General features: G+C 40.3%; 29 protein-coding genes. 22 read left to right on the top strand and 7 right to left on the bottom strand.

Annotation, left to right across the window (positions count from 1 at the left end):
• Positions 1–299: 299 nt before the first annotated feature.
• From ACFW35_RS13625 to ACFW35_RS13595, 7 genes are all read left to right on the top strand, one after another.
• The gene (locus ACFW35_RS13625) at positions 300–449 is read left to right on the top strand and encodes a hypothetical protein (protein ID WP_379846455.1); all 150 of its coding nucleotides are present in this window, start codon (positions 300–302) and stop codon (positions 447–449) included.
• Positions 450–903: 454 nt separating this feature from the next.
• The gene (locus tag ACFW35_RS13620) at positions 904–1,314 is read left to right on the top strand and encodes a YciI family protein (RefSeq protein ID WP_379846453.1); all 411 of its coding nucleotides are present in this window, start codon (positions 904–906) and stop codon (positions 1,312–1,314) included.
• A complete protein-coding gene (locus tag ACFW35_RS13615; RefSeq protein ID WP_379846452.1) occupies positions 1,314–2,564 on the top strand; it encodes an RNA polymerase sigma factor in 1,251 nt (416 codons plus the stop codon). Before ACFW35_RS13620 ends, ACFW35_RS13615 begins: the two co-directional genes overlap by 1 nt.
• 78 nt (positions 2,565–2,642) lie before the next feature.
• A complete protein-coding gene (locus ACFW35_RS13610) occupies positions 2,643–3,023 on the top strand; it encodes a YciI family protein (protein ID WP_379846450.1) in 381 nt (126 codons plus the stop codon).
• 289 nt (positions 3,024–3,312) lie between these two features.
• A complete protein-coding gene (locus ACFW35_RS13605; RefSeq protein WP_379846449.1) occupies positions 3,313–4,023 on the top strand; it encodes a M15 family metallopeptidase in 711 nt (236 codons plus the stop codon).
• Positions 4,024–4,154: 131 nt separating this feature from the next.
• Positions 4,155–4,763, top strand: a complete 609-nt coding sequence (locus ACFW35_RS13600; protein WP_379846447.1) for a DedA family protein — start codon at positions 4,155–4,157, stop codon at positions 4,761–4,763.
• Between the two features lie 81 nt (positions 4,764–4,844).
• Entirely contained in the window at positions 4,845–5,216 is a 372-nt protein-coding gene (locus ACFW35_RS13595) for a VOC family protein (RefSeq protein ID WP_379846445.1), read from the top strand.
• Positions 5,217–5,276: 60 nt separating this feature from the next.
• Here the strand turns inward: ACFW35_RS13595 and ACFW35_RS13590 are convergent, their stop codons facing one another.
• The 4 genes from ACFW35_RS13590 to ACFW35_RS13575 all read right to left on the bottom strand — a co-directional run bounded on the left by ACFW35_RS13590 (position 5,277) and on the right by ACFW35_RS13575 (position 11,078).
• Positions 5,277–6,830, bottom strand: a complete 1,554-nt coding sequence (locus ACFW35_RS13590; protein ID WP_379846444.1) for a SagB family peptide dehydrogenase — start codon at positions 6,828–6,830, stop codon at positions 5,277–5,279.
• A 21-nt stretch (positions 6,831–6,851) separates the two neighbouring features.
• Entirely contained in the window at positions 6,852–8,792 is a 1,941-nt protein-coding gene (locus ACFW35_RS13585) for a TOMM precursor leader peptide-binding protein (protein ID WP_379846442.1), read from the bottom strand.
• A complete protein-coding gene (locus tag ACFW35_RS13580; RefSeq protein ID WP_379846440.1) occupies positions 8,789–10,624 on the bottom strand; it encodes a bacteriocin maturation protein in 1,836 nt (611 codons plus the stop codon). The genes ACFW35_RS13585 and ACFW35_RS13580 overlap by 4 nt, the downstream gene beginning before the upstream one ends.
• A gap of 292 nt (positions 10,625–10,916) precedes the next feature.
• Positions 10,917–11,078 (bottom strand): hypothetical protein, encoded by a 162-nt coding sequence (locus ACFW35_RS13575; protein ID WP_379846439.1) that lies wholly within the window; start codon positions 11,076–11,078, stop codon positions 10,917–10,919.
• A 497-nt stretch (positions 11,079–11,575) separates the two neighbouring features.
• Between ACFW35_RS13575 and ACFW35_RS13570 the strand changes: the two genes are divergently transcribed.
• The 5 genes from ACFW35_RS13570 to ACFW35_RS13550 all read left to right on the top strand — a co-directional run bounded on the left by ACFW35_RS13570 (position 11,576) and on the right by ACFW35_RS13550 (position 15,753).
• A complete protein-coding gene (locus tag ACFW35_RS13570) occupies positions 11,576–12,151 on the top strand; it encodes an RNA polymerase sigma factor (RefSeq protein WP_379846437.1) in 576 nt (191 codons plus the stop codon).
• On the top strand, positions 12,120–12,935 hold the full coding sequence (locus ACFW35_RS13565; protein WP_379846435.1) for a hypothetical protein: 816 nt from the start codon (positions 12,120–12,122) through the stop codon (positions 12,933–12,935). The genes ACFW35_RS13570 and ACFW35_RS13565 overlap by 32 nt, the downstream gene beginning before the upstream one ends.
• Positions 12,919–13,791, top strand: a complete 873-nt coding sequence (locus ACFW35_RS13560) for an ABC transporter ATP-binding protein (RefSeq protein WP_379846433.1) — start codon at positions 12,919–12,921, stop codon at positions 13,789–13,791. The genes ACFW35_RS13565 and ACFW35_RS13560 overlap by 17 nt, the downstream gene beginning before the upstream one ends.
• Positions 13,788–14,900, top strand: a complete 1,113-nt coding sequence (locus tag ACFW35_RS13555; RefSeq protein WP_379846431.1) for a hypothetical protein — start codon at positions 13,788–13,790, stop codon at positions 14,898–14,900. Before ACFW35_RS13560 ends, ACFW35_RS13555 begins: the two co-directional genes overlap by 4 nt.
• 199 nt (positions 14,901–15,099) lie before the next feature.
• A complete protein-coding gene (locus tag ACFW35_RS13550; protein ID WP_379847501.1) occupies positions 15,100–15,753 on the top strand; it encodes a DsbA family oxidoreductase in 654 nt (217 codons plus the stop codon).
• Between the two features lie 122 nt (positions 15,754–15,875).
• Here ACFW35_RS13550 and ACFW35_RS13545 read toward each other — a convergent pair whose 3' ends face one another.
• Complete coding sequence (locus ACFW35_RS13545; protein ID WP_379846430.1) at positions 15,876–16,799, bottom strand: S66 peptidase family protein; 924 nt, start codon at positions 16,797–16,799, stop codon at positions 15,876–15,878.
• 158 nt (positions 16,800–16,957) lie between these two features.
• On the opposite strand from ACFW35_RS13545, the gene ACFW35_RS13540 reads away from it, so the two are divergent.
• A complete protein-coding gene (locus ACFW35_RS13540; protein ID WP_379846428.1) occupies positions 16,958–17,443 on the top strand; it encodes a DinB family protein in 486 nt (161 codons plus the stop codon).
• 177 nt (positions 17,444–17,620) lie between these two features.
• A complete protein-coding gene (locus ACFW35_RS13535; protein WP_379846427.1) occupies positions 17,621–19,081 on the top strand; it encodes a protein adenylyltransferase SelO in 1,461 nt (486 codons plus the stop codon).
• Positions 19,082–19,143: 62 nt separating this feature from the next.
• Here ACFW35_RS13535 and ACFW35_RS13530 read toward each other — a convergent pair whose 3' ends face one another.
• Positions 19,144–19,497 carry a hypothetical protein gene (locus ACFW35_RS13530; RefSeq protein WP_379846425.1) on the bottom strand — a complete coding sequence of 118 codons (354 nt, stop codon included), beginning with the start codon at positions 19,495–19,497 and terminating at the stop codon, positions 19,144–19,146.
• Positions 19,498–19,689: 192 nt separating this feature from the next.
• On the opposite strand from ACFW35_RS13530, the gene ACFW35_RS13525 reads away from it, so the two are divergent.
• From ACFW35_RS13525 to ACFW35_RS13515, 3 genes are all read left to right on the top strand, one after another.
• Positions 19,690–20,484 carry a DUF2935 domain-containing protein gene (locus tag ACFW35_RS13525; RefSeq protein WP_379846424.1) on the top strand — a complete coding sequence of 265 codons (795 nt, stop codon included), beginning with the start codon at positions 19,690–19,692 and terminating at the stop codon, positions 20,482–20,484.
• Positions 20,485–20,636: 152 nt separating this feature from the next.
• Positions 20,637–20,996 carry a VOC family protein gene (locus tag ACFW35_RS13520; RefSeq protein ID WP_379846422.1) on the top strand — a complete coding sequence of 120 codons (360 nt, stop codon included), beginning with the start codon at positions 20,637–20,639 and terminating at the stop codon, positions 20,994–20,996.
• A gap of 81 nt (positions 20,997–21,077) precedes the next feature.
• Positions 21,078–21,842: a hypothetical protein gene (locus ACFW35_RS13515; RefSeq protein ID WP_379846421.1), complete on the top strand. Its 765-nt coding sequence runs from the start codon at positions 21,078–21,080 to the stop codon at positions 21,840–21,842.
• Positions 21,843–21,949: 107 nt separating this feature from the next.
• Here ACFW35_RS13515 and ACFW35_RS13510 read toward each other — a convergent pair whose 3' ends face one another.
• The gene (locus ACFW35_RS13510; RefSeq protein ID WP_379846419.1) at positions 21,950–22,669 is read right to left on the bottom strand and encodes an SGNH/GDSL hydrolase family protein; all 720 of its coding nucleotides are present in this window, start codon (positions 22,667–22,669) and stop codon (positions 21,950–21,952) included.
• 315 nt (positions 22,670–22,984) lie between these two features.
• On the opposite strand from ACFW35_RS13510, the gene ACFW35_RS13505 reads away from it, so the two are divergent.
• The 5 genes from ACFW35_RS13505 (at position 22,985) to ACFW35_RS13485 (ending at position 26,143) form a co-directional block, all read left to right on the top strand.
• Positions 22,985–23,830 carry an AraC family transcriptional regulator gene (locus ACFW35_RS13505; RefSeq protein WP_379846418.1) on the top strand — a complete coding sequence of 282 codons (846 nt, stop codon included), beginning with the start codon at positions 22,985–22,987 and terminating at the stop codon, positions 23,828–23,830.
• Positions 23,831–23,993: 163 nt separating this feature from the next.
• The gene (locus ACFW35_RS13500; RefSeq protein ID WP_379846416.1) at positions 23,994–24,479 is read left to right on the top strand and encodes an NUDIX hydrolase; all 486 of its coding nucleotides are present in this window, start codon (positions 23,994–23,996) and stop codon (positions 24,477–24,479) included.
• A gap of 9 nt (positions 24,480–24,488) precedes the next feature.
• The gene (locus tag ACFW35_RS13495) at positions 24,489–24,800 is read left to right on the top strand and encodes a hypothetical protein (RefSeq protein WP_379846415.1); all 312 of its coding nucleotides are present in this window, start codon (positions 24,489–24,491) and stop codon (positions 24,798–24,800) included.
• 33 nt (positions 24,801–24,833) lie between these two features.
• Complete coding sequence (locus tag ACFW35_RS13490; protein WP_379846413.1) at positions 24,834–25,478, top strand: HAD family hydrolase; 645 nt, start codon at positions 24,834–24,836, stop codon at positions 25,476–25,478.
• Positions 25,479–25,549: 71 nt separating this feature from the next.
• Positions 25,550–26,143, top strand: coding sequence for a GNAT family N-acetyltransferase (locus tag ACFW35_RS13485; RefSeq protein WP_379846412.1), 594 nt, complete (start codon positions 25,550–25,552; stop codon positions 26,141–26,143).
• Positions 26,144–26,359 lie beyond the last annotated feature (216 nt).

Raw genomic sequence — 26,359 nt, 5'->3', positions numbered from 1 at the left:
GAAATCCATATACTTAAACGAAAAGACATTATTTTGAAAGGATTGCTTTTTTTGTTTCAAAGATTAAGTGCTTTAGAAGTAGATAATATTTATAGTAATACAAACAAATATGGGACAACTAAAGATATTCTCCTCTAAAAAGAATGATTAATTAATTTTACTAAGTTTCTAATGGTTTTACTGATATATGCAAAGTTAGCAGTGCACTAATAAAGTAATAAGGTTTACTTCAGTAAAATAAGGTATATTATATTTGTTGAATAGATTCTCTTTAAAGATAAGAAAAGTAGGTGAAAAAAGTGGGGAAATATCAATTGGATTACAAAGGTCAGGTAGCTGTGACAAAGTTTCATGAAAAACAGACGCCTGCCAAATTTGATAAAAAGAAACATCTTGAAAAAATACGTGCAGAGTATTTGAAAAAGAAGCAAATACAAACAGATAAATAATATGAATGAAAACATAGGAAGTTAAATTCTCCCTATGTTTTTCTTATTCGAAGTTTTTTTTCAATATCTTCTGCAATCGGGTGCATTTCTTCAAGAGGGAGATCTGCACTTTTTTATTGTATTTATTAAACTAACAAGGAGTTTTTCTAAAATAAGATGTTTGAGTATTTATCATAAAAGTGAAACATTGTATTGCTATCCGAATTTCAGTACAAATCTTATAAAAAAACGTCTAAATGTTGTCACCATGATTTGTATAAGCTTTTCTGTTAAATAACAGCTTATCTATTTGGATTAAATAAATTTCGTGCCCATATTTCTATTATAGATAATATAGAAAAGATTTTTTATGATTGTTGTCGATTTTGCTTTTTCTTGTTCGTTGTATTTATACAGAGGCCGAGTATGTAAGGTCTTCTAATAAGAAATTAACTAAAATTAAGGAGGAAGATTTATGTTGTTTATGTTGATTGTCAAAGCCTCGAAAAATTCGGAAGCTGGAAATCGCCCGAACTTCGAGCTCAATGAAGCCATGAGAAAGTACAATGAGGACTTAGTTAAGGCAGGTGTGCGAGTTGCGGCTAAAGGACTTCATCCAAGTTCAAATGGGATTCGTATTTCGTATCCAAAACCAGGGGCAAAGCCGGTGGTGACAGATGGCCCATTTACTGAAACGAAAGAATTGATAGCCGGGTTCATTTTGATTGATGTGAAGTCAAGGGAAGAAGCCATTGAATGGGCGATGCGGATGCCGGACCCGCAAGGACATGGGGAAGGTCAGATTGAATTGCGTCAAGTTTTTGAGGCGCCGGAGCTTACCGAAATATTGGCAAAAGAAGTTGAATTACGTGAGAAATCAAAGTAGTGAAGAAATATGGAACCCATCGTACCATTGAAGGGGTCTGGACAGTCGAATCAGTCAGGATCATTGCAGGTGTTGCCCGAATTGTTCAAGATGTCAGTATTGCAGAAGATTTAGCCCAAGATGCATTGGCCATTGCACTTGAAAAATGGCCGGAGTCAGGCATACCGGAAAAACCGGGAGCATGGCTTATGACTGTTGCCAAACGTCGAGCGATTGATTTTCTGCGTCAAAACAAATTACGTGATCTAAAGTATGAGGAAATCGGGCGAAATATGGAACTTAAAATAAAAACTGACTATGATTCAATTGAAGAGGAGATCAATGACGATCTCCTGCGTCTCATCTTCACTACTTGCCATCCGGTTCTCTCCAGGGAAGCAAGAGTCGCTTTAACACTTAAGCTGTTATGTGGATTAAAGACAGACGAAATTGCGCGAGCTTTTCTTATGCCGGAATCAACCATAGCACAACGTATCGTCAGAGCAAAGCGTACACTTTCTGCTTCTAAGGTACCTTTTGAAGTTCCTCATGGAGTTGAGCTTTCACTCCGTATGTCATCAGTCCTAGAAGTGATCTATCTCATGTTTAATGAAGGATATGTTGCAAACGGCGGTGAGAACTGGATTCGTCCAACACTGTGTAATGAAGCCATACGTCTTGGTCGGATTTTGGCGGAAATACTCCCTGAGGAACCGGAAGTGCATGGTTTGATTGCCCTTATGGAAATCCAGGCATCACGTTTCAAAGCGCGTATTGGTCCCATGGGAGAACCTATTTTGCTCCAGGATCAGAATCGGGTACTGTGGGATGATCTTTTGATTCACCGTGGCTTTTCGGCGCTTAAGCGGGTTGAGCAAATTGGTGGTACCAATGGTCCTTACTCACTGCAAGCATCTATAGCTGCTTGTCACGCCAGGGCACGCACAGCATCGGAAACGGATTGGCAGGAAATTTCCGCCCTATACGATGCCCTTGCCCAGGTCGCACCTTCTCCCATAGTAGAATTGAATCGTGCGGTTGCTATTTCGATGGCATATGGGATAGAGGAAGGGTTGGAGATTGTTGATTCTCTACTTTTGAATCCGGCGTTGAAAAACTATCATTTGCTTCCGAGCGTAAAGGGTAATTTTCTCCTAAAGCTAGGGAGAAAGCGGGAAGCATTTGAAGAATTCCAGCGTGCTGCTTCGTTAACACAAAATGTACAGGAACAGAAATTCCTATTGAGACAGGCTAAAATTTGTATGGAATAAAAAAATATTAAAGTTTTGTCGATTCAATTTACTGATCGTCGTATTAATAGATACAAAAATTCCAGTAATCTAGGAGAGATGAATGTGATATTTTTATGTATGGGTTATTTAATCCCTGAAAAAATGGATGCTCGCCCAAATGCAGAGATTGAGGCAATTATGAGTGAATGCCAGCCACACCTCGAGAAATTTTATGACAGCGGAAAGGTGTTAATCGATGCCGGTCTGGAGCTAGAGACAAAAAGCTTACGTCGTGTGAATGGTAAGTTATCAGTTACAGATGGTCCTTTTACAGAAACGAAAGAGCTAATCGGCAGTATCTTCCTTTTCGAAGCTGAGGACATGGATGAAGCGATCCAGTTGGCATCTCTTCATCCGACAACACAAGTGAGCAGGGGAGAAGATTTTGGCTGGCGCATCGAAATTCGTCCAGTTCATTACTTTAAGAACGATAAATGAGTTACCATAAAAAGGCATTTCCTTAGTGGTAGAGGGTGCCTCTTTTTTTATTTTTAAGCAATTTTCTAACCAATGGTAAGCGATCAAAGTGCAAAGTGTGAGACTCCTGCTTACTCCTTCCGAAAAAAACTTTTAACCTCCGATAATTTCCCTTGAACATCATTTCACGGATAGGGTGTGTTAATATATGAAGGATTAACACCTATTCTATTGAATTTAAATTATTGAGTAAACGAGCAGGATTGTGGAATAAAGTTATTTACTTTTTTATCGATAAGGGATGAGAATGATGAATAACAAAGAATATTTATATATACCAGATATCAAACGAATCGACGGTTGGAAAGATATAAAGATAGAAATAAGTAGTGAAAAATTAGTACCGCTAAGTCAAAGTAGTAGTTTTATAGTAAAGCCTATGTATTATTTAAATGGAATACAGGGTGCTATAAATGAATGCTATGTTCGTGAATCTATTGCTCATATGTTAGAGCAAGCATCATTAAAACTTCCCATCGGTTATAAATTTATTATTTGGGATACTTGGAGACCAGTAGAAGTACAACAGTCATTATTTAATGATTTTAAGAAAGTATTAACTTCGAAACATCCAAATACCAACGAAGAAGAGTTAATAACTTTGACACAGAAATATGTAGCATTACCATCTACTGATGTATTAAAACCTTCTCCACATTTAACAGGTGGTTCAGTGGATTTATCTATTGTAGATGAAAAAGGTAAACTACTTAATATGGGAACAGATTTTGATGATTTATCTAATAAAGCTTCAACGAGATACTATGAAGTCAGGCAAAGCGATAATAAATTAAATAGTTTTGAGAAAGAGTGTTTACATAATAGAAGACTGTTATATCACACACTTACGTCTGTAGGTTTTACTAACTATCACGAAGAATGGTGGCATTATGATTTTGGAAATCAACTTTGGGGAAAAGTTTCCAATAACAATGCTATATACTCTTCAATATACATTTAAATTTAAAGGCTGTTTTCGAAAATTGTCGTTGTCGAACCATTAATTTAATAGAAACTTTTTTAAAAAATAGACGTACTTGTATAGAACCTATTAAAAAGTGCACAACTTAGTTTGAATTAAAGGAGTTTACGATGGAAAACTGGTTAACTAGTATTATGAACGAATTCGGCTATGTTGGCATATTATTGCTGATTGCGCTGGAGAATATATTTCCGCCCATACCGTCGGAGATCATTTTAACGTTTGGAGGTTTTATGACACAAACCTCAAACCTGAATATTCTAGGAGTTGTCCTATCGGCAACTGCGGGTTCTGTCCTAGGTGCTTTAGTGCTTTACGGAATCGGCCGACAGCTGGATGTTGAAAGAATGGAGAAGATCATTGATCGCTGGGGACATATTCTGCGTCTAACGAAAAACGATATTCATAAAGCAGATGCCTGGTTTGACCGTTATGGTCCTTGGACGGTATTCTTTTGCCGGTTTGTTCCGCTCGTCCGGAGTTTGATCTCTATCCCTGCAGGAATGTCAAACATGAACATGGGTGTGTTCCTTGCCCTTACTACTCTTGGAACCCTGATATGGAACGTGGTACTCGTAAACCTGGGAGCTTATTTCGGTGAATCGTGGGATGTTATCGCACATTACATGGATGTTTATTCGAAAGTGATTTATATTGTGTTGTTCGTGCTATTCATTGTTTTCATTGGATTATATGTGAAGAAACGTCAAAAAAGATAAATAGTGAAGAATTCTTTGGGAGATGAAATTATTTTGTTTATACTTGATGTAAGAAATTAACAAGGGTTAAGAGGAGGAAATATGAAACTAGGTGCATTCTCTGTAAGTTTAACGGTAAAAGATATTCATGCTTCAAAAGAGTTTTACGAGAAAATAGGATTTACAGCTCTTGGAGGAAACATCGAACAAAATTGGCTGATTTTAAAGAATGAAAGCTGTGTAATTGGTCTTTTTCAAGGCATGTTTGAAAAAAACATTCTCACATTCAATCCGGGTTGGAATGAAAATGCCGAAAATCTCGATTCCTTTACAGACGTTCGAGATCTTCAAAAGGAGCTTAAAGCTAAAGGCGTAAAAATGCTGACAGAAGCAGATGAAAACAGCGAAGGACCAGCAAGTTTTATAGTAGAAGATCCTGATGGGAATCCGATTCTTTTTGATCAGCATAGATGATCATAGTCCAGTCAGAAAGATAGACGTTAAGTAGCCTGAGAAAATGATCTCAGGCTTTTTTTAATTGTGCAAACTTCCTTGCAATCTCGGATTTGGCCGATAATGCCCGATTGGTATATGAAGCAGACTGGTTCTTCCACTTTGATTCAGTTGAAAAAGCTCATCATACCAAGGTACATTAAATCCTAGTATGGGATGCCCGCCTAACTTTAATGCCGAAGCGGCCAGTAGCAAAGAATGAGAGAGAATACCCGTTTCCATATGCTGAATCCGATGCCCTCTAAATCCATAGGCATTTCGATAATGATCCTGATTTCCAACAATGTTCACGGATAGAGGAATTTGTGCCGTATTAACAAAGTCGGCTAACAGTCCGTTTTGAAGTGCGTTGCGAAAATCTCCTTCAGCTATACCTCTCAATACATGCGCTGAACCATCGTAGGCGTATAAGGCGTTTGATAAACCATCAATGTTATATGAACTAAGAGTAAGAGATACCCTGTAAGGAATCTGCTGAAGAAATTGATCAAGATCATTTCGGTAGGAACTCGCAGAAATGGTTTCAAAAAATAGTGCAGACAATGTGTTCAGGCTGATCGGTTTCAAGACGAAATCCAGCCCAGGTGAGTAGCGGCTACGGCATGCAGTTGAGAACTTGTAAGATAACCGATCTACAGAAGGAAGCCTGATAACCGGGTTTCCTCGTTCTTCATGCTGGGTCTTTTTTATTGTGATTAGAGAAGCAAAAGAATCCATCATGCATGCTTCATTCATCTTAAGCAGCATCGGATATTCTCTTATTTCCTTCGACCGGACGTAATGCTGATGATGGAGCGGTTTTAGTTCAGAGCATAATTTTTCTGCAGATACCGAATCTTGCGCTTCATCACGAAACCAGGTCATTTTTTTATCAACAGAAAGAGGAATCACGGCATATACACTTTCTTCATGATCGTGGATTCCAATCAGATGATTAATGGCACGATCCAAGAACTGATAATATACACCTGATTTAAAACCGAGCCGCCGCCCGACTTCAAGCAGCTGACCGATCACAAATCCAGCATCCAAACCTTGAAGCCGGTAGGAGAAGTTATGATATTTGAAAAAGTTCTTCCAAAAGAAAGTTGAGATAAAAACAGCTCCAAAAGAAGAAGAGACATCACAGCGGTTACCGAGTGCCAGCCTTAAATAATCATCAAAATTACCTTCCCGCAAACAAACTAAACAATGGTGCGCGACATCATAATGATAGATTCCAGCAGCCACATCTTCAATTTTTAAATACAAGTAAAGTTCACTTGGATACAGCGCTCCGCCGGATGGGACAAATCGCCTGCATGCTGTCCATGAGTCTGTTTGGGTAGGAAAAGGGAACGACTCGCTGACTTGAGTAAGTCCAAAACTATACCAAAGAAAGTGACCGATGTCTTTTAAAGTTGGTTTCGCCGTTTGTTCAAGTACATCCGGAATATCTGAATCTAAAGTGATAACAGGCAAGCCACGATATAGTTTATAGGGAAGAGGAGCGTCATCCCAGTTCACCTCCCAATCAGGGGGTGTTATCTTGTCTGTCTCGAAATGAAGTTTATATAAAAATTCATCGAGGTTCATAACGGTTCCCCCTTGGCTAACTTATGGAAATGGATGAGGATAAGGATTAAGCTCTTCATATGTGAGAGGCTGTTTCACATACCCAAGTTTTGCCGGCACAGTCAGAACGCGATCAAGTCCTTTTAGCCGAGTCAAGTGGTGACCGAATGTCATTGGCAGCATTCCAGGTATCACAACTTTTACACAGTGCAGCCCGTTTCGTTTCAGTTCAGGCCCTGTTTGATCTACAACAATGACTTCTAGATTCAATTTTTTAAACGTTTCTAAGACTCCGTTTAAATCATCCAACAAATCAGCTGTTTGACGGACTGGCTGAAATTCGTCTTTAAAATTTCTATTCATTCGTTTATCGAGCAGGAAGAACATCCGTTTCTCCGCTTCCTTTAAACCGTACAGCATCGAATGATCTTCCATTTGGCGGACAAGATACGAGTCGCGAAGCATCTTTTCATATTTTTTGCGGTTCTTTACAAACACATCATCCATGTTTAGCAGCATGCCGGAGAGTTCTTGAACGGCTCCTTTTACGGCTCGAATCGGATCGAGGTGGGCACCTGCTGCACATAGCAGATTCAATCCATCATCCTTCGTATTCTTGGCAATCGCCCAAATGCTTGGAATGCCATTCTCTGTCGTAGAATTAAACAGATGAATTTCATACCCCGTTATACTTTGGAGGCGGTGGAGCATGAGCTGCAGTTCAGTGTCATCGATCGTTTTGCTATCCAGGCGGGGAATAGGAAGCTGCCCGTACCATGCCATTAGAAACGCATCCCGCTCAACGATCTCGAAGATTCCGTATAAAATCGCTTCCTCCAAACTGCCGCCAACTGCACAGCCGTTCGATGTTTCGTACACAAACCCTTCTCCGCCGCCTAAGCTGTAATATGCGAACGTCTCAGGAACTAGAATCGGCCGGTCCTCTGATAGCGAATAACCCCAAACCCAATGAACGGGGTGATCTCTGTCCAGCGGCTTAAACGGAAAATGAGGTCTCTCATATTGTTCCTTCGTATGAACGCCGATTGATTCAGGATCCAGCGCATACTTCTCTACCTTTGAATACGGTTCATACACCGTAGTTCGTTTACCTCTCGGCGCATATCCGCAATATCTCTCGAGTCCCTCTAAAATACCGGAGAGCTCACTCTGTGCATAAGAATGGGTGCGTCCTGCGTTCAATTCGTTACCCGACAATAATGGAAGATTGACAACGGTATCTGCAAAAGGGGACAGGTAATCATATCGTTTATAATTTAATACACCCGTCCGGCTGTCCAAGTAGTCTTTGCTAAGTACTTTCTGGAGTTCCTCGATTGAGCGGCACCGGTAACTTTCCATTGAAGTTTTTGGGCTTCGCTTCAAAGTAATTTTTGCAAAATCCGCTGTATCCTCCGGCAAGCCGCCGCAAACTGAACAGTACGGGTCAGGTAAAAAGAAATGGCGAGAAAGCCTGAACGTGTTCAAGTGCAGCAAGAGGACGTGATTCACTGTATGTGCTTTTTCTCCATTTAAAAAAGAATGAATCTCACCTTGAATGAGAGCAGCAGTTTGAGAGATTCCGAGATTAGTGGCCCACGGATCTCGTAAGCTCTCAATCGCATTCAGCTTGTATTCTTTAATCTGAAAATGTTCTCGTCTGTCTGGTCCCGTCATAAAATGCCGAAAGTCGGCACACTGAGAACAGCCAGGTTCATCAGGCACAACAAGCGGACCGATAATCGCTTCGCCAAAGGAAAAGTATGCCCGGAGCCATGGGATACCTCTCGAACCGAATACTTCTTCAGTTTTTAAATGTTCAGCCGGATCCCACGAGTCGTGAAGTACCAATGCCAAATTTTCTTTATTTGGAACGGCTTCTTCTACAGAAGCCCAGCGTGTAATTTGATAGGTTTCACGTAAATTCATAGATACATAGTCAGCTAACTTCCCGTTTCCAATAATAGCGATGGAGTGTTTCATGACTGTTCCTCCTCGCACAATGTGACACCGAATATTCCGGCTGTATGTTCATTAAGGATGGTTTCGGCTTGCAACAAGAAGATCTGTGCCCGCACGTTATTTTTTTCTAGTGTTTGAAGTGCTGACGCAAATGTTTCGTGAAGGGACTGTTCATCCAGGGAAATGACCTGTAATTGCGTTTCACATGGAATGGAATCGACCTTAACCCCATAAGGGTTAAACAGTTCTTCATTATTTTGCGTGTCTATCAAAGCCGTTTTTAATGCTCTCTCTAAAGCCATCTTATTATTCAAACCTGCACTTCCGTACCAGTGCTCATTGGCATGCACCCAGACGACAGGAAAACCGAACACTTTAACACCGCTATAAACTTTTGTTTCAGGACAAAACGCAGACAGTGACTGGAGAAAAAAGCGGCATCGCTCATCATGTATACTGCTAACGTCCATTTTAGATAAAGCAGCATATTCTTTTGACTTCACAAATGCATCATGAAGACTGTTCTGCAAGGCTCTGCACAAACCTTCCACAGCCGTTTGACCAGCACCAGCGGTCAATGAGAGAGAGGCATCCCGGTATAAGCCTTTCACATATGTTTCAATCCCTGAAAGACCTGCGTCTGTTCTTGCTTCATCATGCGTAAGTCCTGAACAGACAATCTCTGTGCGAGGATCCGATAGTGTAACTTTGCATTGAGATAAAGGAAGCTGCAGCAAATCTTCTTCTTCCCACGTATGAAAAATACCGGTTTCTCTTGAAGTGATCTGATAAAACACCGATTGGAAATCTTTTTGTGGGTAGTTCCCGTCTAACATGTGCAGCAGCGGGTCTGGAATAGGCACTGCTTTTATGTTTTCCGTCACATGAGGATGAGGAATAACAGGGTGCCAGCTCCCCTCGAGTGTTTCTAAGTTAAGTCTGTAGATCGGGCTATCTATTTTGTTTTCCAGAACACCGGTAACCGTTTTAAAAAGTTCAAAAACCGCCACGTTCGCTAACAAGGAATCAGCGGTTGAAGAAGATGAGTAGCTTATTGTTTCTTGCGTTTGATGCAGCCGGCGATATGCGGATTCCCAGCAAGCATTGGATTCTGCAGTAACTATTGGTCCCGCGAAAGCTGCATTTTTCTCAATCGTAACAGGTAGAAATGTCTTGCCTTGTTTCTTGCAAAATTTTTGTATCGCACGTAGTTGATCCAAATCATTTCCTTCTGAACCGTAGATGATATAGTCGAACGGCTGCAAGTTTTCACAGTTTTTCTCTAATGGTGTGATGGAAATTAAGGTATCCGGATCTGTCGCCTTTGCTTTCGCAATCATCTTGTGAAGTCTTTTTTCATCGGTTTCTTGAGCAGCAAAAATGCTGAACGCAGGAAGACCTGAATCGATCAGTGATTGGACAAGAGAGTAAAGAAGGGAACCAGAACTCAGCACAGCTACCTTTGTGTCACGGTACTTTTGAAACCGATATGCGCCAGAGTCTTTTAAATGATTGATGTATTCAATCTGTGAAGCGTATTTTTTAAGTATAGACTCGGAAAGATTGTGGGGAAGATCCTGGCTGACATCACTTACAAAACCATTATCAAATAATACGTCAGAAATCTTGTACACTTGCTTCTCATAGGGCTCCGGTAAACCGTTTGTTATTTCGCCGAGCGTCAAACTTCCATCCATCATGGGGATTAACTTCTCAAGCCACTTTTCTATCGTGCTTCCTTCCATCCGTACAGAGGTGCCATTGTTCCTGAGATAGACCCCCTTATTCGGTTCTGGATAAATAAAGAGATCTTTTTTCACCTTTAAACACATAGAAGGATTTACTTTGTTCATACGACCACTCCTCCACGAAAAGCTCATCATCTATTAATATGGATACCTCTTGTCCATTATGTATTTAAAAAAGTTTGTATGGAGGAGCAAACTTCTTTTACGATGATCGGGTTTTACTGTGCGCGTCGTTTCACTCCAACTAGTGCCTGTTTCACCCAAGACTGCCGCCCAGTCATGCCCATGTGCACTTTAGAATGACAGTTCCAACCAGAAAAAATAACCAAATATAAAAAAGCTGACATCAAAGGCCATTTGATGTACCTTTGAGTCAGCTTCAAGTCCTTTTTATTAATTAAAGCAGCATATTATCCTGTCTCACGATGTGATTAATGTCCACCACAATGTCCACCACAATGTCCACCACAACGTCCGCCACAACGACCAGCGCATCCGCCACATCCGCCACATCCACCGCAACGTACAGCACATCCGCCGCACCCGAAGCATCCGCCACAACCTCCGCAAAAGTTAAAACAGATACCGATTACACAAACGCCAACACAGGTACCGATGAAAATACGGGGATCTTGTTCACGCGGATCTTGTGGATGATGCGGGTTACCGCCACTGACCTGAAAGTCACCCGTGCTTAAGCCATCCAGATTCCATTGGTGTTTATTATCCAATAAGAACACCTCCTTGAATTGTTTGTACTATTAATAACGAGTTAAGATTAATCGCAAGTTTACGTAAAAATCTCTTCTCGATTTCCTCATATTAAAATATGGAATTTGCCTGTCCCGAGTTACTGGATTGGGTGTAAAGGCAGGAGTGGGAAAGGGTCTGTAGTCAAATCAGTCATTGTACTAAGTGTCATATTTTGAAATAATTGTAAATGAATACATAAACGACAACTGATGAGCTGTATAAAACAGTGTATAAAACAGCTCTTTTTTTATAAATTTAAATCTTTTTGAAATATATCCCGTCTTAATGAATGAGGTGATGAAAATGCCTGAAGATGAACAGCTCGTTAAAGAGATCCTAGCCGGAAGCCAAGCGGCCATGGAGGTCCTGACACGAAAATATTATAAGCAGATTTTCGCCTATGTTTACCGAAAAGTCGGAAACAAAGAAACGGCGTATGATCTGACTCAGGAAATTTTTATAAAAGTGATACAAAGAATTCAGTCGTATTCCAATAAGGGGAAGTTTTCAAGCTGGCTGTATACGATCGCGGTCAACCACTGCAGGGATTATTGGAGAAGCTCCGACTATAAACAGACATCAAAGCAAGCGGAATTAAATGAAGCGCTTGTGTGCGATCAAAGTTATGTGCCTTACATATTTGAACGGAAAGAAATACGAGAACAAGTGAAAACAGCGGTTAGCACACTTCCGGAACATCAGCGGGAAGCAGTCCTCCTAAAGTATTTTCACCACATGAAAATTAAAGAAATAGCGGATGTGACGGAAACGAATGTCTCGACAGTTAAATCAAGATTGCATCAAGGGCTAGGCAAGCTAGCCAAACTCTTAAAGCGAGGTGTTGAAGATGAAGAACAGAAAACTACACCATACTTGTGATGAAAATGTGGATTATCAGATAGAAGACTTGGAACAGGAGATTGGCAGTTTGTTAGATGAGTACGATGTGGAATATCCGGGGGAAGAGCGGATCATGATGACGATCGATGCGATGAAACCGTATGTTCCGGTCCGGAAAAATAAGTGGAGAGCAGCTCTTAGAGGATTGACTGCCATTACGAAGCAAGCGTATCAAGAAGTTTTCTATATGAGTTCGCTGTTCTGGATCGCTAACGGATTATTAATCGCCGCTGCATTATCTGGTGTACTTCTCATGCAAGTAGATCCATATGCGATGATCATGATGTTCGCGCCTATCACAACGATTATGGGTTTAATCGAAGTGTTGAAGAGCAGGAATACCGGGATGGCAGAACTGGAAATGTCTTATAAATATAACCTTCAGGAAATTATGCTCTCAAAGATGCTCGTTGTCGGCGGGTTTAACCTCGTTGTTAACCTTTTAATCACCGTAAGTCTAGGGATGTTTCATCAAGAGGTTTTGATTTCTAAAATGCTTCTATTTTGGATCACACCGTTTACATTCATATCTGCACTTTCATTGCTTTTTGTGAGCAGGTACCGGCAGATTTATGCCATAACGGCAGGCATGGTAATATGGCTGACTGTCAGCGGATACTTAAGCCAGCCGCGAATCATTGAAAAATTAGAGTCACTGCCAGCAGAGCTTTATGTAACCGCAAGTGCCATAGCGTTGATTCTTTCGTTGTTTAAGGCCGTCCACATTTATAAAAGAGGTGTGTTATATGAAGTTAACCATTGAGAACATAACTAAGACTTTCAAGGATAAAAGTGCGCTAAATGATATCAATCTGGAACTTACAACAGGCGTTTATGGAATTCTTGGGGCAAACGGGTCTGGCAAGACGACGCTGATGCGTATACTGGCGAGCGTGATGAAACCAAGTTCCGGCCGTGTGCTCTTGAATGGGCAAGATATCGCGGACATGAATGAGAGGTACAGGGAGCTGATCGGCTATCTGCCTCAGCATGTCGGCTATTATAAAAACTTTACAGCAGAAAAATTCCTGAAATACATCGCTGCTTTAAAAGGGCTGCCGAAAGATGAAACAAATGAAAAAGTAGAGGAAGTATTAGAGTTAGTAGGGTTATCAGACCATCACCGTAAAAAGATAGGCGGATTCTCCGGTGGAATGAAGCGCCGTATCGGGATTGCACAGGCGTTATTGAACGATCCGCAGATTTTAATCGTAGATGAACCGACGGCAGGTCTGGATCCAAAGGAAAGAATCCGATTCAGAAATCTTTTGTCTAAGATCTCAACCAATCGAATTGTTCTTCTTTCTACACATATTGTTTCAGATATTGAGTTTATTGCGAAAGAAGTACTTATTTTAAAGGAAGGCCAGCTCGTGAAAAAAGAAACACCTCAGTCTTTGTTAAAAGGGATCGAAGACAAAGTGTGGACGCTCGTGACGAACGAGAATGAGATTCCGAGGTACCAATCAGAATACAAGGTAGGGAACATCGCCCGTTTTGAAGATCAATTTCAGCTGCGTATCCTGAGTGATGAACAGCCCGAGCCTAACGCTGAAAACGACATTCCAAATCTCGAAGACTTGTATTTATATTACTTTGATGAGGAGGAAACGGCGTGAAGCAGCTCGTGTTATTTGAACTCTATAAGATTTTTAAGCAAAAAACGGTTTATATCACGCTTTTCATATTGCTGCTATTTTCAACGGGATTCACATTCAATCACAGTACAGAATTGGAAAGGCAGCTGTATAAGGATTGGGAAGGTCCAATTACAAAAGAAAAAGCTGAACTTGCTGAAAAAGAATACCAGAATCTGATGAAAGTGCTGGATCAAAGAGCAGGAGGCGGGCATGAGGGCCACATGTTTACAGATCAAGAACAGACCCAATCTGGAATCTATGAAATGATTGCCTTTATAAAAAATTCAGAAGGAAGGCTGAAGAGCAGGTACAAAGAGATTCAGCAAAACAATAATTACAACACCGAGCTTGAGAAATCGATGATACAAAAAGTAGATCTGTCTTATTTTTCTTATAATAAGGGACCGAGAGAAACCGTAGATTATGCGAGTACTTATGCTCTCATGATTACCGGAGCAATGCTTTTGATCGGACTTTCAATGACTTATACCCAAGAATACAGCTCTCGTGTGGACCGTTATATTCTCAGCTCCAGTAAAGGAAGAGAGAGTTTGTTGTGGTCTAAAATCATGGCGGCGCTCATTTACGCTAGCACCATCGTACTGATTACCGAGATCTTTAACTTAATATGGAATGGAATTAGATATGGACATGACGGATGGGCGAGTCCGATTCAGAATATGCACACTTATTTCTTTTCAAACTATAGTTTTACATTAATAGAGTTCCATCTTATTCAATTAGGGTTCCACTTGCTCGCAGCATTCAGTTTTGCATTGGTGATCATCTTGGTCTCATCTCTATGTAAGAACTCTTTTATTTCTTTTATTATCAATGGTGTTATCTTCGCGTTGCCTTACTGGTTTGTTGAATCAATGAATCTTCCATCCTGGTTAGACGATGTGTTCAGTTTCTCATTTCTTTATATCATGAAAGTGGAATTTTTGTTTCACCACTTCAACACGATCAATCTATTTGGAATACCGGTTCTATATCCGTTTGTTGCTTTAGTCTGGATACTCGCAGTTTCATTCATCGCCGTGATGGTGACCAGCCGGGTGATGAAGAATAAGGAAGTTACCATATAGTTTACGAGACAGTACTTTAAAAATACGGTGTAGGGTAGGGGTCAGACCCCTACCCTACACCGTATTTTTTGTCCAGAATCACATCACGTGTAAAATCCCAAAATTCCTTCTATACTAAAGTTGAAGATGAAAACACCAATTGGAGGGATTGTTTATGTATATTGAAATGTGGACTGACTTCGCTTGACCATTCTGCTATATTGGCAAAAAGCGTCTGGAGGACGCTATTAAGCAGATTGACCATCCGATCGAAGTGACGTATCGATGCTTTGAGTTGGATCCGACGATGGAACGCGATGTCAAAGATAATATGTACGAAAAACTCGCTAAAAAATATGGCATGAGTATAGAGACAGCAAAAGCGAATACGGAGAACATGACAAAGATGGGGAAAGAAGCTGGGGTAGATTTTAACTTTGAGACCCTAATCTTAACCAACACGTTTGATGCTCACCGTGTAACGATGCTTGCCAAAAATCACGGCTTGATGCAGAAGATGACAGATCGCATCCTTCTTGCTTACTTCACAGAATCCAAACACATTGGAGATCATGAAACATTAGCTGAGCTTGCAGCTGACGTCGGATTGAACCGGGAAGAAGTAGAGAAGATGCTCGCAAGTGATGAGATGACAGACGCCGTTCGGGCTGATCAACAAACAGGTCAGCAGTATGGGATTACAGGTGTACCATTCTTTTTGATCAATAAGAAATACGCCCTTACTGGTGCACAGCCGACGGATGTGTTTGTAAACGCGTTGAAAAAAATCATCGCAGAGGATGAAGTCACTTCTCTAAACGAACAAGACGGGGTTAGCTGTGATGACGATGGCTGTAACATTCCTCAAAAATAGCGCGCAGAAAATAAGATGCACTTTTCCTTTGATGGAGGAGTGCATTTTTTATTGAATATTAGAACTGCTATGAGTCCTCAACAACCATTTATAATTCCTCACCATTTTGTGGTCAAAAAAACTTAAACAATCACAGTAGGTTCCATCACAGTAATCGTCCGGTTGGTCGAATTCATGTTCACGTTTACCCCGAAAGGTACTGCAGCTTTATAATACCCGTGTCCGCTTGCCAGGTTCGTCATTAGTGGTTTGCCTAGCGGAACTATATGTTCATCAATCACATTTTCAAATGTTTTCCCATACGCAGGTTCACAATTCGTGCATTCTCCCATAATAATTCCGATGCAATCATTAAACTTTCCAGCTAACCTTAGGTGATTAATGTATCGAAAAATCGTATTTACCGGTTCATGAGTATCTTCAAGAAACAAAATCTTCCCTTTTGTATCAATCTCATAAGGAGTTCCTAACGTGCCTACAAATGAAGTGAGGTTACCGCCAACGATTGGACCGGTTACATCGCCAGGAATTTTACTGACAAGCTGAATTTCGGGAGGATTATTAATCGGCCAAGGTGCTGTCAAACGTGTAGTGGCATTGAAGAACTGGTTATAGTTATAGGGCGGAGTATCCGGTTTGAAATCGAGAAGCATCAAGCTATGAAAGGTAACGAGATTCGCATATTGGTAAAGAACATTCAGCAGGATCGTAATGTCGCTATAACCCGAAATCAATTTAGGGTTTTTGCTGATTAGGGGAAAGTCCAAGTATGGAAGAATGCTGGCTACACCCACTCCGCCTCTTGTTGGCAAGATCATTTTTACTTGGGGATTTTCAAACATGGACATCAAATCCGCGGCCTGCTGCTCAGGTGTCCCAGCCAGAAAACCGTTAGAGGCATATACATGATCACCCACAATCACTTGGAATCCCATATTTCTTAACGTATTAATCCCTTGATTAATCGTATTGGCATCCAAAGGGCTTCCTAACGTAACAATCCCAATCGTGTCCCCCCGTAGCAGCTGCCGCGGTTTATTCACCATCTCCTGCCCCTCCCCTCCATAAAACACAAAGCTCCAATTCTATTTATATTCAATAAAAAGTGTGTCAGTACATTAAACCTAAAAATTTTAAAGGAAAAAATCATCCAAACACGAAAGGTAAACGTATCACACAAACCAAGCATTTAGGAGGCGTAAAAATGCTAAAAGAAGAGACGACAAAGGGACGAATGGACTTGCTTTTAAACGTACTCGATTCAACGTATGAAAAGGAGAGTTGGTATGCTCCGCTAAAACACGCGATCGAAGGGATTACGGCAGAACAAGCCACCTGGAGACCCGCGGGAGAGGCAACTAAAACAATCTGGGAGAACGTGAATCATCTCATTTATTACAAAGAGAGACTTGTGTCCAACATGCAGGGGATAGATTGGGCAAATAATCTCGATGGTGATCAAACCTTCTCTCTAACTGAACAGTCTAATGATGATGCAGAGTGGAAAAAGATAGTTAAACGTGCTGAGGATGTTTATAACAATTTACGACAGCTGCTGATTAAAACTCCCGAAAAAGAGATTGAACAACTTGAAGGTAAGCTGCTGGATATCTTCCTTCACGACGCCTATCATACAGGTCAGATTATTCAAATCAGAAAAATGCAAGGGTCCTGGCCGTCCCATCGTTAACCTGTATATTTACTTTATTTCACAACGCCCGCATTTCATCGGGCGTTTATTTATTTGCGGTGAAAAGGGAATAATGGTGAGGCAGAATGAGATTCAAGTGAATCTGTGTTGTGTTATTGTGGAGATAGATAAGTATTGATTATTCTTCAAAAAATAGAAGTAAGGAAAGGAGACATCATGACAAAAGAATCAGGATGGAACCTAGAAAACAGTTATGCAAGTCTGCCTGAAAAGTTTTATTCAACAATCAATCCGAACCCTGTTGAAGCACCTAAACTAGTGGTTTTGAATGAAACTCTTGCAAAAGAGTTAGGACTGGATGTTGAGTCACTTCAAGGTGAAGATGCCCTTAACGTATTCGCGGGCAATAAAGTTCCAGAAGGAGGTTCGTCACTTGCCCAAGCATACGCCGGCCATCAGTTCGGCAACTTTACGATGCTTGGAGACGGACGTGCACTCATGGTCGGTGAGCAGATCACGCCAAAAGGTGATCGTTTCGAAATCCAGCTAAAAGGATCTGGGAGAACACCTTATTCTCGTGGAGGAGATGGTCGTGCGGCACTCGGACCGATGCTGCGTGAATATATTATCAGTGAAGCTATGCATGGACTCGACATCCCGACTACTCGCAGTCTTGCTGTTGTAACAACGGGTGAACCAGTTATCCGTGAGACGAATCTGCCTGGTGCGATTATGACTCGCGTTGCTTCCAGTCATCTGCGTGTTGGAACATTCGAGTTCGCGCGTCAATGGGGCAGTGTAGACGAACTTCAAGCTCTCGCTAACTATGCGATCGACCGACATTATCCACATGTAAAAGACGACGAAAATCCATATTTCAGTTTTTATAAAGAAGTGGTTAAACGTCAAGCATCACTCATCGCGAAGTGGCAACTCGCCGGTTTTATTCACGGAGTAATGAACACTGATAACATGACGATCAGCGGGGAAACGATCGATTATGGTCCATGCGCGTTCATGGATACGTACGATCCGGCTACCGTGTTCAGTTCCATAGATGTCCAGGGCCGGTATGCATATGGCAATCAGCCGAGTATCGGTGGATGGAATCTGGCACGGTTTGCTGAAACACTATTGCCGCTGTTCCATGATGATCAAAAGAAAGCAGTGGAACTCGCTCAAGAGGCGTTATCCGATTATGGCGATCAATTCAACAGCAAATGGATGTCAGGCATGAGAGCAAAGCTTGGTCTGTTTAATGAAGAAAAAGAAGATGAAGCATTAATAAAAGAACTTCTCAATCTGATGAAAGATCATTCAGCAGACTATACGAATACTTTCCGTTCGCTCACTCTTGATAAAAAAGAGGATTCAAAACTCTTTAATTCTCCTGATTTTGATGAGTGGTATAAAAAGTGGCAAGAAAGACTAGAAAGACAGACAGAAACTAAAGAGTCTTCCAAGGAGTTGATGCAAAAAAGCAACCCAGCAGTGATTCCACGAAACCACCGTGTAGAAGAAGCATTAGAAGCTGCGGTACAAAATGGAGATTACAGTGTGATGGAGAAACTGCTTAGTGCTTTAACAAATCCATATGATTACTCACCAAATCAAGATGAGTACTGCAAACTGCCACCTGAAACGGAAGGACCTTACAGAACGTTTTGTGGAACATGATACTCATGAACACATTAAAAAAGCTTGGTCTCTAAATTAGAGATCCAAGCTTTTTTTGTCACTTAATAAGTATATGGATAGACATACGGAGGAGCGTAACCTGGAGGATAGTAATATGGATAATACGGATAGTAATATGGATAATAAAATATTCTTCTTATAAAAGGAAATGGAAACCTTCTTCGGCGAAATCTTCGAAACCTTGGTCTACGCCTGTAATCGTCATCATCATAATCGTCACCAGTAAAAATATACTCTCGATCTACACTATTCATCTCTTCGGCGACCATCATTGTTACGCCTTGGTCATCCGTACTTTCTATGATGCCATCAATCGTTCGTCCATCAGTGGTTTCAAGCAACATATGGCTGCCTATATGTTTTCGGCATTGTTCCTGCATATTTCTTACATCCATTGAACCGCGCTCCTTTTTGGTAAATTAGATCGAACAAAATCATTATATCCGGCCATATTTAAACAGGTGCTAGTTCCATGGCTGAAAATTAGGGAATAGTACCAACGAACTAATTTGCTTTTTTATGTATTAGTAACTGAATCCAATAATATATATGGGAAGGGGATATGATTAGGATAGTGAGGGGATACAATGGCCGATCCAATTGTGGCTAGATCATTAGATGAAATTCAATTTTGGTCCAGAATAATGAAAGAACATGCCTTATTTCTAAGCTTGGGTTTCACTTATGAACAGAAACAATTGATCGACGAAGCACGTCATTTTATAACTGTATTTGAAAGAATTGAAGAGAAGTTATCCAGATTTAATGTGAACTCAGACCTGAATCAGGTTAAAGCTTTTAACACGGAGGTCTACCAAGCAGCAGCTGCGATTTGGAGCTATAAACGGAAGGTATTAGATTTAACATTGCGCTGTGTGATCCGCACAAACAATTTTCCATTATTGGTTGACCATATTAGCAGGGAAGCCGCCTACTTTGCCAACCGATTAAAAGAACTAAATCAAGGTGTGTTAGTCCCTAAAGCCAATGAAGTTATCCAAGAAAATGTATTCTTTTTAAGAATCATGGCGGATCATGCAAAGTTTATCGGTCATCTGTTAGATCCTTCTGAGAGAAAGTTAGTAGAACAAGCAAGAGAGTTTAGCCACGATTTTGACCAACTCCTTTTTCAGGCGATTGACTTAGATTCGATGCGGCCACAATCTGAAACTAAACCATTATTAAGTCAATTTTTAGACCAAAATAAAGTTTCCGTTGCCTCTTTAAGGGATTTTAAGAAAACAGCAAGAGAGCTAATAGAAGCATGTCGTATAAAGAGTAATATCCATCCACTTCTAGCAGATCATACCTTTAGGGAAGCAGAACGATTTTTAGAAATCATAGATTTATTTGATTCCAGTCTAAATACAAGCCAGCGTTAATATGAATAATGTACTAATAATATGGAGTAAGCTCGGGTCAACAAGACCCGAGTTTGTTTTTTATAAAAAACATATGGAAGAAGGGGATTTGTTTAATTAAGAGAATAAGAAAGAGGGAGAATTAACAAATAAAGGAATAAAGGAGCAAAAAAATGACTCAAGTATGTGTTATTGGAATTTATGTACCTAATATGAAGGATGCCATCAATTTTTACACAACAGTTCTAGGATTTGAAGTAAACAAAGAGTATAGTTCCAAGATTGTTACTCTCGTTCATGGTGATCTGCCGATCGTTCTAGAGGAAAAAGAAAACCATGAGTTTAACGCAGAAAACCATTCTTCTGGAGTGGTATTAGCTCTTAAGACAGAAGATATTAATCAAACAGTGGACCACTTAAAAGAACATAACGTTAACTTTATCATTGAAGAGCCAACACCATGTCCGCCAGGAAAATATATCAGTTTCCGAGATCCATTCGGCAATACTTTAGAATACTTGCAGTTTGATTAAAAAATGGATGAAGCTCGAGTCCCATGACTCTTGCTTTTTTAATTGCTATAGATTTTTAAAAGAGAAGATCAGGGGGAAAACATGTATCCTACAAAAGGCATTTTACATACATGGAAGAAGTTTGATAGTTTCCCGATGGAAACACTGACGAAAGCTTGGTATTTTGACCAAGGCATCCAAAAGAAACAAAGAGATGTTTCCCAGATGATAGAACATCGAGCGCAATACGGTATTACCGGTAATTGCTTTGATCTGGCCCTTTGGCTGCTGGATGAATTCAAAAAAGATGGGGTAAAAGCATTTCCAATCGGATCAAAGTTTAACAAGGAAAAAGCACATGTGGCTGTCATAGCTCTAGACGAGAATGGCAGGCGGTACTTGTGTGATCTTGGAGACCAGTGGTTAACTCCGATCTTGGTGGATACAAGTGCAGAAGATTACACCAACGAGAAACTGACTGGCTTTTTTCCGGGAGCCAAGATACAGGTGCAACCGGAGAATAAAGGTTTTATTGAAATCATTTACCATCGTCCGAACGGGAAAAAGTCCACACAAACGTTTAATCTGGAGCCTATTGAGATGTATGACTTTATGCAGGCAGCAGAATTCTCGCAAAATCATATCCATCCTTATCCTCTATTTGAGTGCAGAATTCCTTACAAATCGGAAGTGGCTCACTGGGAATTTTATAACTGGGGGAGTTTTCTCAGTACGAATGATGGTTTGCATCAAGAAAAACAAACGGATTCTATTGAGCATTGGGTTAACGTTATTCATGAAAAAGCAAACTACAACAAAGACTTCTTGTTTGATGCCTTAACAAAATACAAACAAATTACTACATAACATAAAAAAGAAAAGAATGGCACAAGACTTTTGATCTTTCAATAATTAAAAGGCGAAACAGCAGAAACGACTCGTAAATGGACGAGTCGTTTTTGCTAGATTCTAAGCTATTTGGTTTTCTTGTTTTGCATGATGGCCTTCCAGAATTCTTTTGCTATTATTTTGTATCCTTTAATATTCAAATGATTATCTTCTGGGTTAGGCATATATTTCTCAAAATGTGGATCGATTCGATTTCCTGTCGGAACAAACGTATCACCATTCGCTTCGGTGCGCTTTTCAATTTCTGCGTTCAGTGCGTCATTTAATGGAACTAAAAACTTTTGAACTTGTTCAGGGTAGTAGGCAAATGGATTATAATATCCCATTACATAAACTTCGACGTCAGGGTTTAGTTCGTCGATGGTACTGAGTATCGTTTGTAAATTGTCACTGGCAGTAGTGATTCCTTCATATGCAGAGGATGGATCTGATAGAAGTCTTTGGAACAAGTCATTCGCACCAATAGTAACGGTAATATGTGTAGCATCCCTTACTTCTTGCCGTATGATGTTGTTGTCTTTCAAATCATTTTTTAATTGGTCTGAAGAGTAACCGGAAACCGCAAAATTATTGTAATCTACCTCAACATCTCCATTTTTAAAATGCTTCAATAGATAATCTGTATAACTGAGGTCATACGAACCATACGGTGTCATTCCGGCTGGTATGGAATCACCTAACGCGACATATTCCACATTCCGATCGGCTGGTTGAGAAGCAAACGTTGCTGAACTGGACGAGAAAAGCGCTACCACAGTCATTAAACTAACTAATCTTTTTTTCATCAAAATAATCTCTCCTTTAGTCTTTCATTCTTAAATACTAGTAAATTTCATATCATGAGTACGAAAATATTCCATTTAATGACCTCCTTGTTTCAATCTTTTCATGCATTCATTATATAAAAGCTACTGGTGTGAATCCTGTCATTCCGTGCTTTTACTGAACAGGTTAGCTGGTGCTGCTCTTGATAACAGTTCACCATTTTCATCGTGAAAAGCAGGTTGGAACTTAGCTGGTGTCGAATGTAATATCATCTATTCAAAAATACTTGTCCGAATCGTAATTCAAGTTAACAAGGAGCAAAGAGGTGATTAGGTGTGGACTGGTTGAAACGGATGGAAGATGCTTTGGAGGTCATGGAAAGCAAGATGAACGAACCGCTGGATATCGAGGCGATTGCTAAGGTTGCCCTCTCTTCTCCTTTCCATTTTCAAAGAATGTTCCATATGTTAACTGGAATGACAGTAGGAGAATATGTGCGAAAACGCAAATTAACGTTAGCTGCGCAAGAACTGGCCGTATCCTCCTCCAGAGTGCTTGATATAGCCTTGAAATATGGATATAATTCGCCTGAATCCTTCTCCAAAATGTTCCGGAAAATCCATGGCATTTCACCCAGAGAAGCTCGGCGTTCTGGCGTTTCATTAAAAGCGTTTCCACGTCTTTCGTTCCAATTCACGATTCAAGGAGAAAAGGAAGTGGATTATCACATAGAGGAAAAGGAATCGTTTATCGTAATCGGTAAATCTGCCACATTAACATGTGGGAAGGAAGGCTGCACCCGAGAATGGTTTTGGGGAGAATGTCAGCAGGACGGATCACTTGCGAAATTCAATTCCCTAGAAACCGATACGCCTCTACTCGGCATAACATTAAATTTTAATGAAAATTTTACATACATGATTGGTAAGAAAGAAGTGGCCGCGGTTCCATCAGATGGATTAACACTGCACCATATACCTTCCTCAACCTGGGCTGTTTTCCCATGTCATGGACCGATTCCTGAAGCTATTCAGAATGGATTCCGTCAAATATATCAAGAATGGTTTCCGGCAACTGAATATGAACATGCCGGACTGCCCGAAATCGAGGTTTATACCGCTGATCCTGCTGAACTAGAAGGCTACAGGTCCGAAGTCTGGATTCCTGTTCTGAAAAAATAATCAAAATGAAGAGGGCTAAATGTTTAGCCCTCTTTGGCATTTCTGTCGTTTCCATAGATATTATCATGGATTTATCATTTTGCTATTATGGAAAAATAATCTAAAAGAGGATACGATTGAGAAAGTATTTCAGCATTCATTTATAAAATTGGAGGTAACAATAATGGCAATGCCAACTCATATCGTAGCAGTAGGGGCATGGATAGAAGACGATAACGGAAACATCCTGCTTGTGAAAACACATCATGAAGGCTGGGTGTTCCCAGGCGGGCAGGTGGAAAACGGTGAGAGTCTAATGGACGCAGTCATTAGAGAAACGAAGGAAGAAAGCGGGATCGACATAGAGGTTTCACATCTATCAGGAGTCTATTCCAACACATGTGAATACATAGGGCACGATGGGGTTACGAACATTCCAACAAAAGTGATGTTTGACTTCGTTTGCAAACCAATCGGAGGGAAATTAAATATACAAGAAGGCGAAACCACGGAAAGTCGCTGGGTGCCGATAGACCAGGTATTGGATTTCGTCAAAGAGGAAGCGATTCGGACCCGCTTAAAAGATTTCTTAAAAAAAAATGGAAGTATACACTACAAGGATTATGTGACAAAACCGGAGTTTAAATTAAAGCTGGAAAGGACCGTTTAGGTGGTTTGAGTGAATAGAAAGATATTTGTTGTATTATTTTTCATTCTAATTTTATTTATCTTTCCTCCGCTGCTGGCACCATCCTTTCATGACAGTGACAGTCAGGAATCGGCCATTCGGGCAGATTTAGTAGAGAGAGGACATCCTTATCAGAGTTTCATAGCGTACATAGAAGAAAATGGCAGTGATCCCGAAAATGGTGAAAGGTTCGACGTGACCTGGCATGATTTCGATAGTGCAACAGGAATGACACCAACCATATTTTATGTGAAGAAAAATGATAAAGGTTACGAGGTTGTTTCAGCGGGTACAGGACCTTAAGCTGCGAATTAGCAAAAAGAGGTGAAGAAGTATATGGATAGCATCATTTTTGATCTGGATGGGACCATTTGGGATCCGATCGATACCGTTCTGGATGCGTGGAATAGCCGTATCAAAGAACACGAACAAATTAAGCGAGAATTAACTCGGACCGATTTTGAAAGTACGATGGGATTGCAAATGCATGAGATCAGTGTAAAGTTGTTTCCTGATTTAAATGAGGAGATCCGCGCACAAGTCATTAAAAAGTGCTGCGATGCAGAACAGGGTTACTTAAAGAAACACGGAGGCAAGCTTTATCCCCATGTAGAGGATGTACTGAAAAAGCTTTCGAAAAAATACAAGCTTTATATCGTAAGTAACTGTCAAGATGGCTACATCGAATCCTTTTATGAATTTCATAAGTTGGAAAAGTATTTCCTAGATTATGAGAATCCAGGGAGAACCGGACTTTCAAAAGGCGAGAATATCAAACTGATTATCCAAAGAAATAACTTATCCGCCCCTGTATATGTAGGGGATACAGAAGGTGATAGTAAAGCAGCGAAATACGCTGGCGTTCCTTTTGTTTATGCCAAATATGGATTTGGACAGGTAAGTGATTATGAAGAATCTATCGATATATTCGATGATCTTGTAAAACTCTATGTAACTGAAGAAAGCGGTGCAGTTCTCTAAGAAGGAGAAGTGCACCTTTTAATTGAACTTTAGAGTAAAATAATGTAAAAAGGAATTTTAGAAGGTGAAAAATGATCGATTTTATAGGAACCCTGAAAATAGAAACAGAGCGATTAATCCTTAGAAAGTTTGAGATGATTGATGTTCAATGTGCATTTGACCATTGGCTGTCAGACGAAATGGTCGCTGACAATCGCATCAACCCTGCACACAAATCCGTTTCGCAAACAATAGAGAGAGTATCTAAGCTTGTAACCCAATATAAAAGTAAGGAGTTTTGTTACTGGGCGATTGAGCTGAAAGAGACCGGTGAACTGATCGGAGAAATTGATTTATATGATTTTGACAGTGCAACGGATAACTGTGAGGTAAGCTACTCACTTGGATACAGATGGTGGAATCAAGGCTATGGAACCGAAGCCTTGAGAGCAGTTGTAGAATTTGGTTTCAGGACAATGAATATCCATAAGATATCAGCAGCTCATAACACCGATAACCCAGCTTCAGGAAAGATTATGAGGAAAGTTGGTATGAAACAAGAGGGAATAATCCGACATATGATCCGCAATAGCAAGAATCAATACAAGGATTGTGCGGTGTATGGCATTCTTCAAGAAGATTATTTGAAGCATCAAGATTTATCCCAATCCTATAGAGTTTGCTGAAAAATAAATCTGTCAGAAAGATGGGGATATTATGAAGCTTTATTGGATTTTTGTGGTTCTATTTTTTTGTTTCTGGATCATACTATCACATCTATACCCCGAACCAAGTTGGTGGTCTGTCTTTACTTCAAACCAATCAACCGATACACCTCTGATGGAGCAAATGTCTATCATTAAAGTTACCTTTTATGGTTTGTTTTTTGCAGGTTTACATTT

Source organism: Fictibacillus sp. NPDC058756, assembly GCF_042746035.1.
GTDB lineage: Bacteria > Bacillota > Bacilli > Bacillales > Fictibacillaceae > Fictibacillus.
Note: the sequence above shows the minus strand (reverse complement) of the source record. Positions and strands in the feature narration are given on the sequence as shown.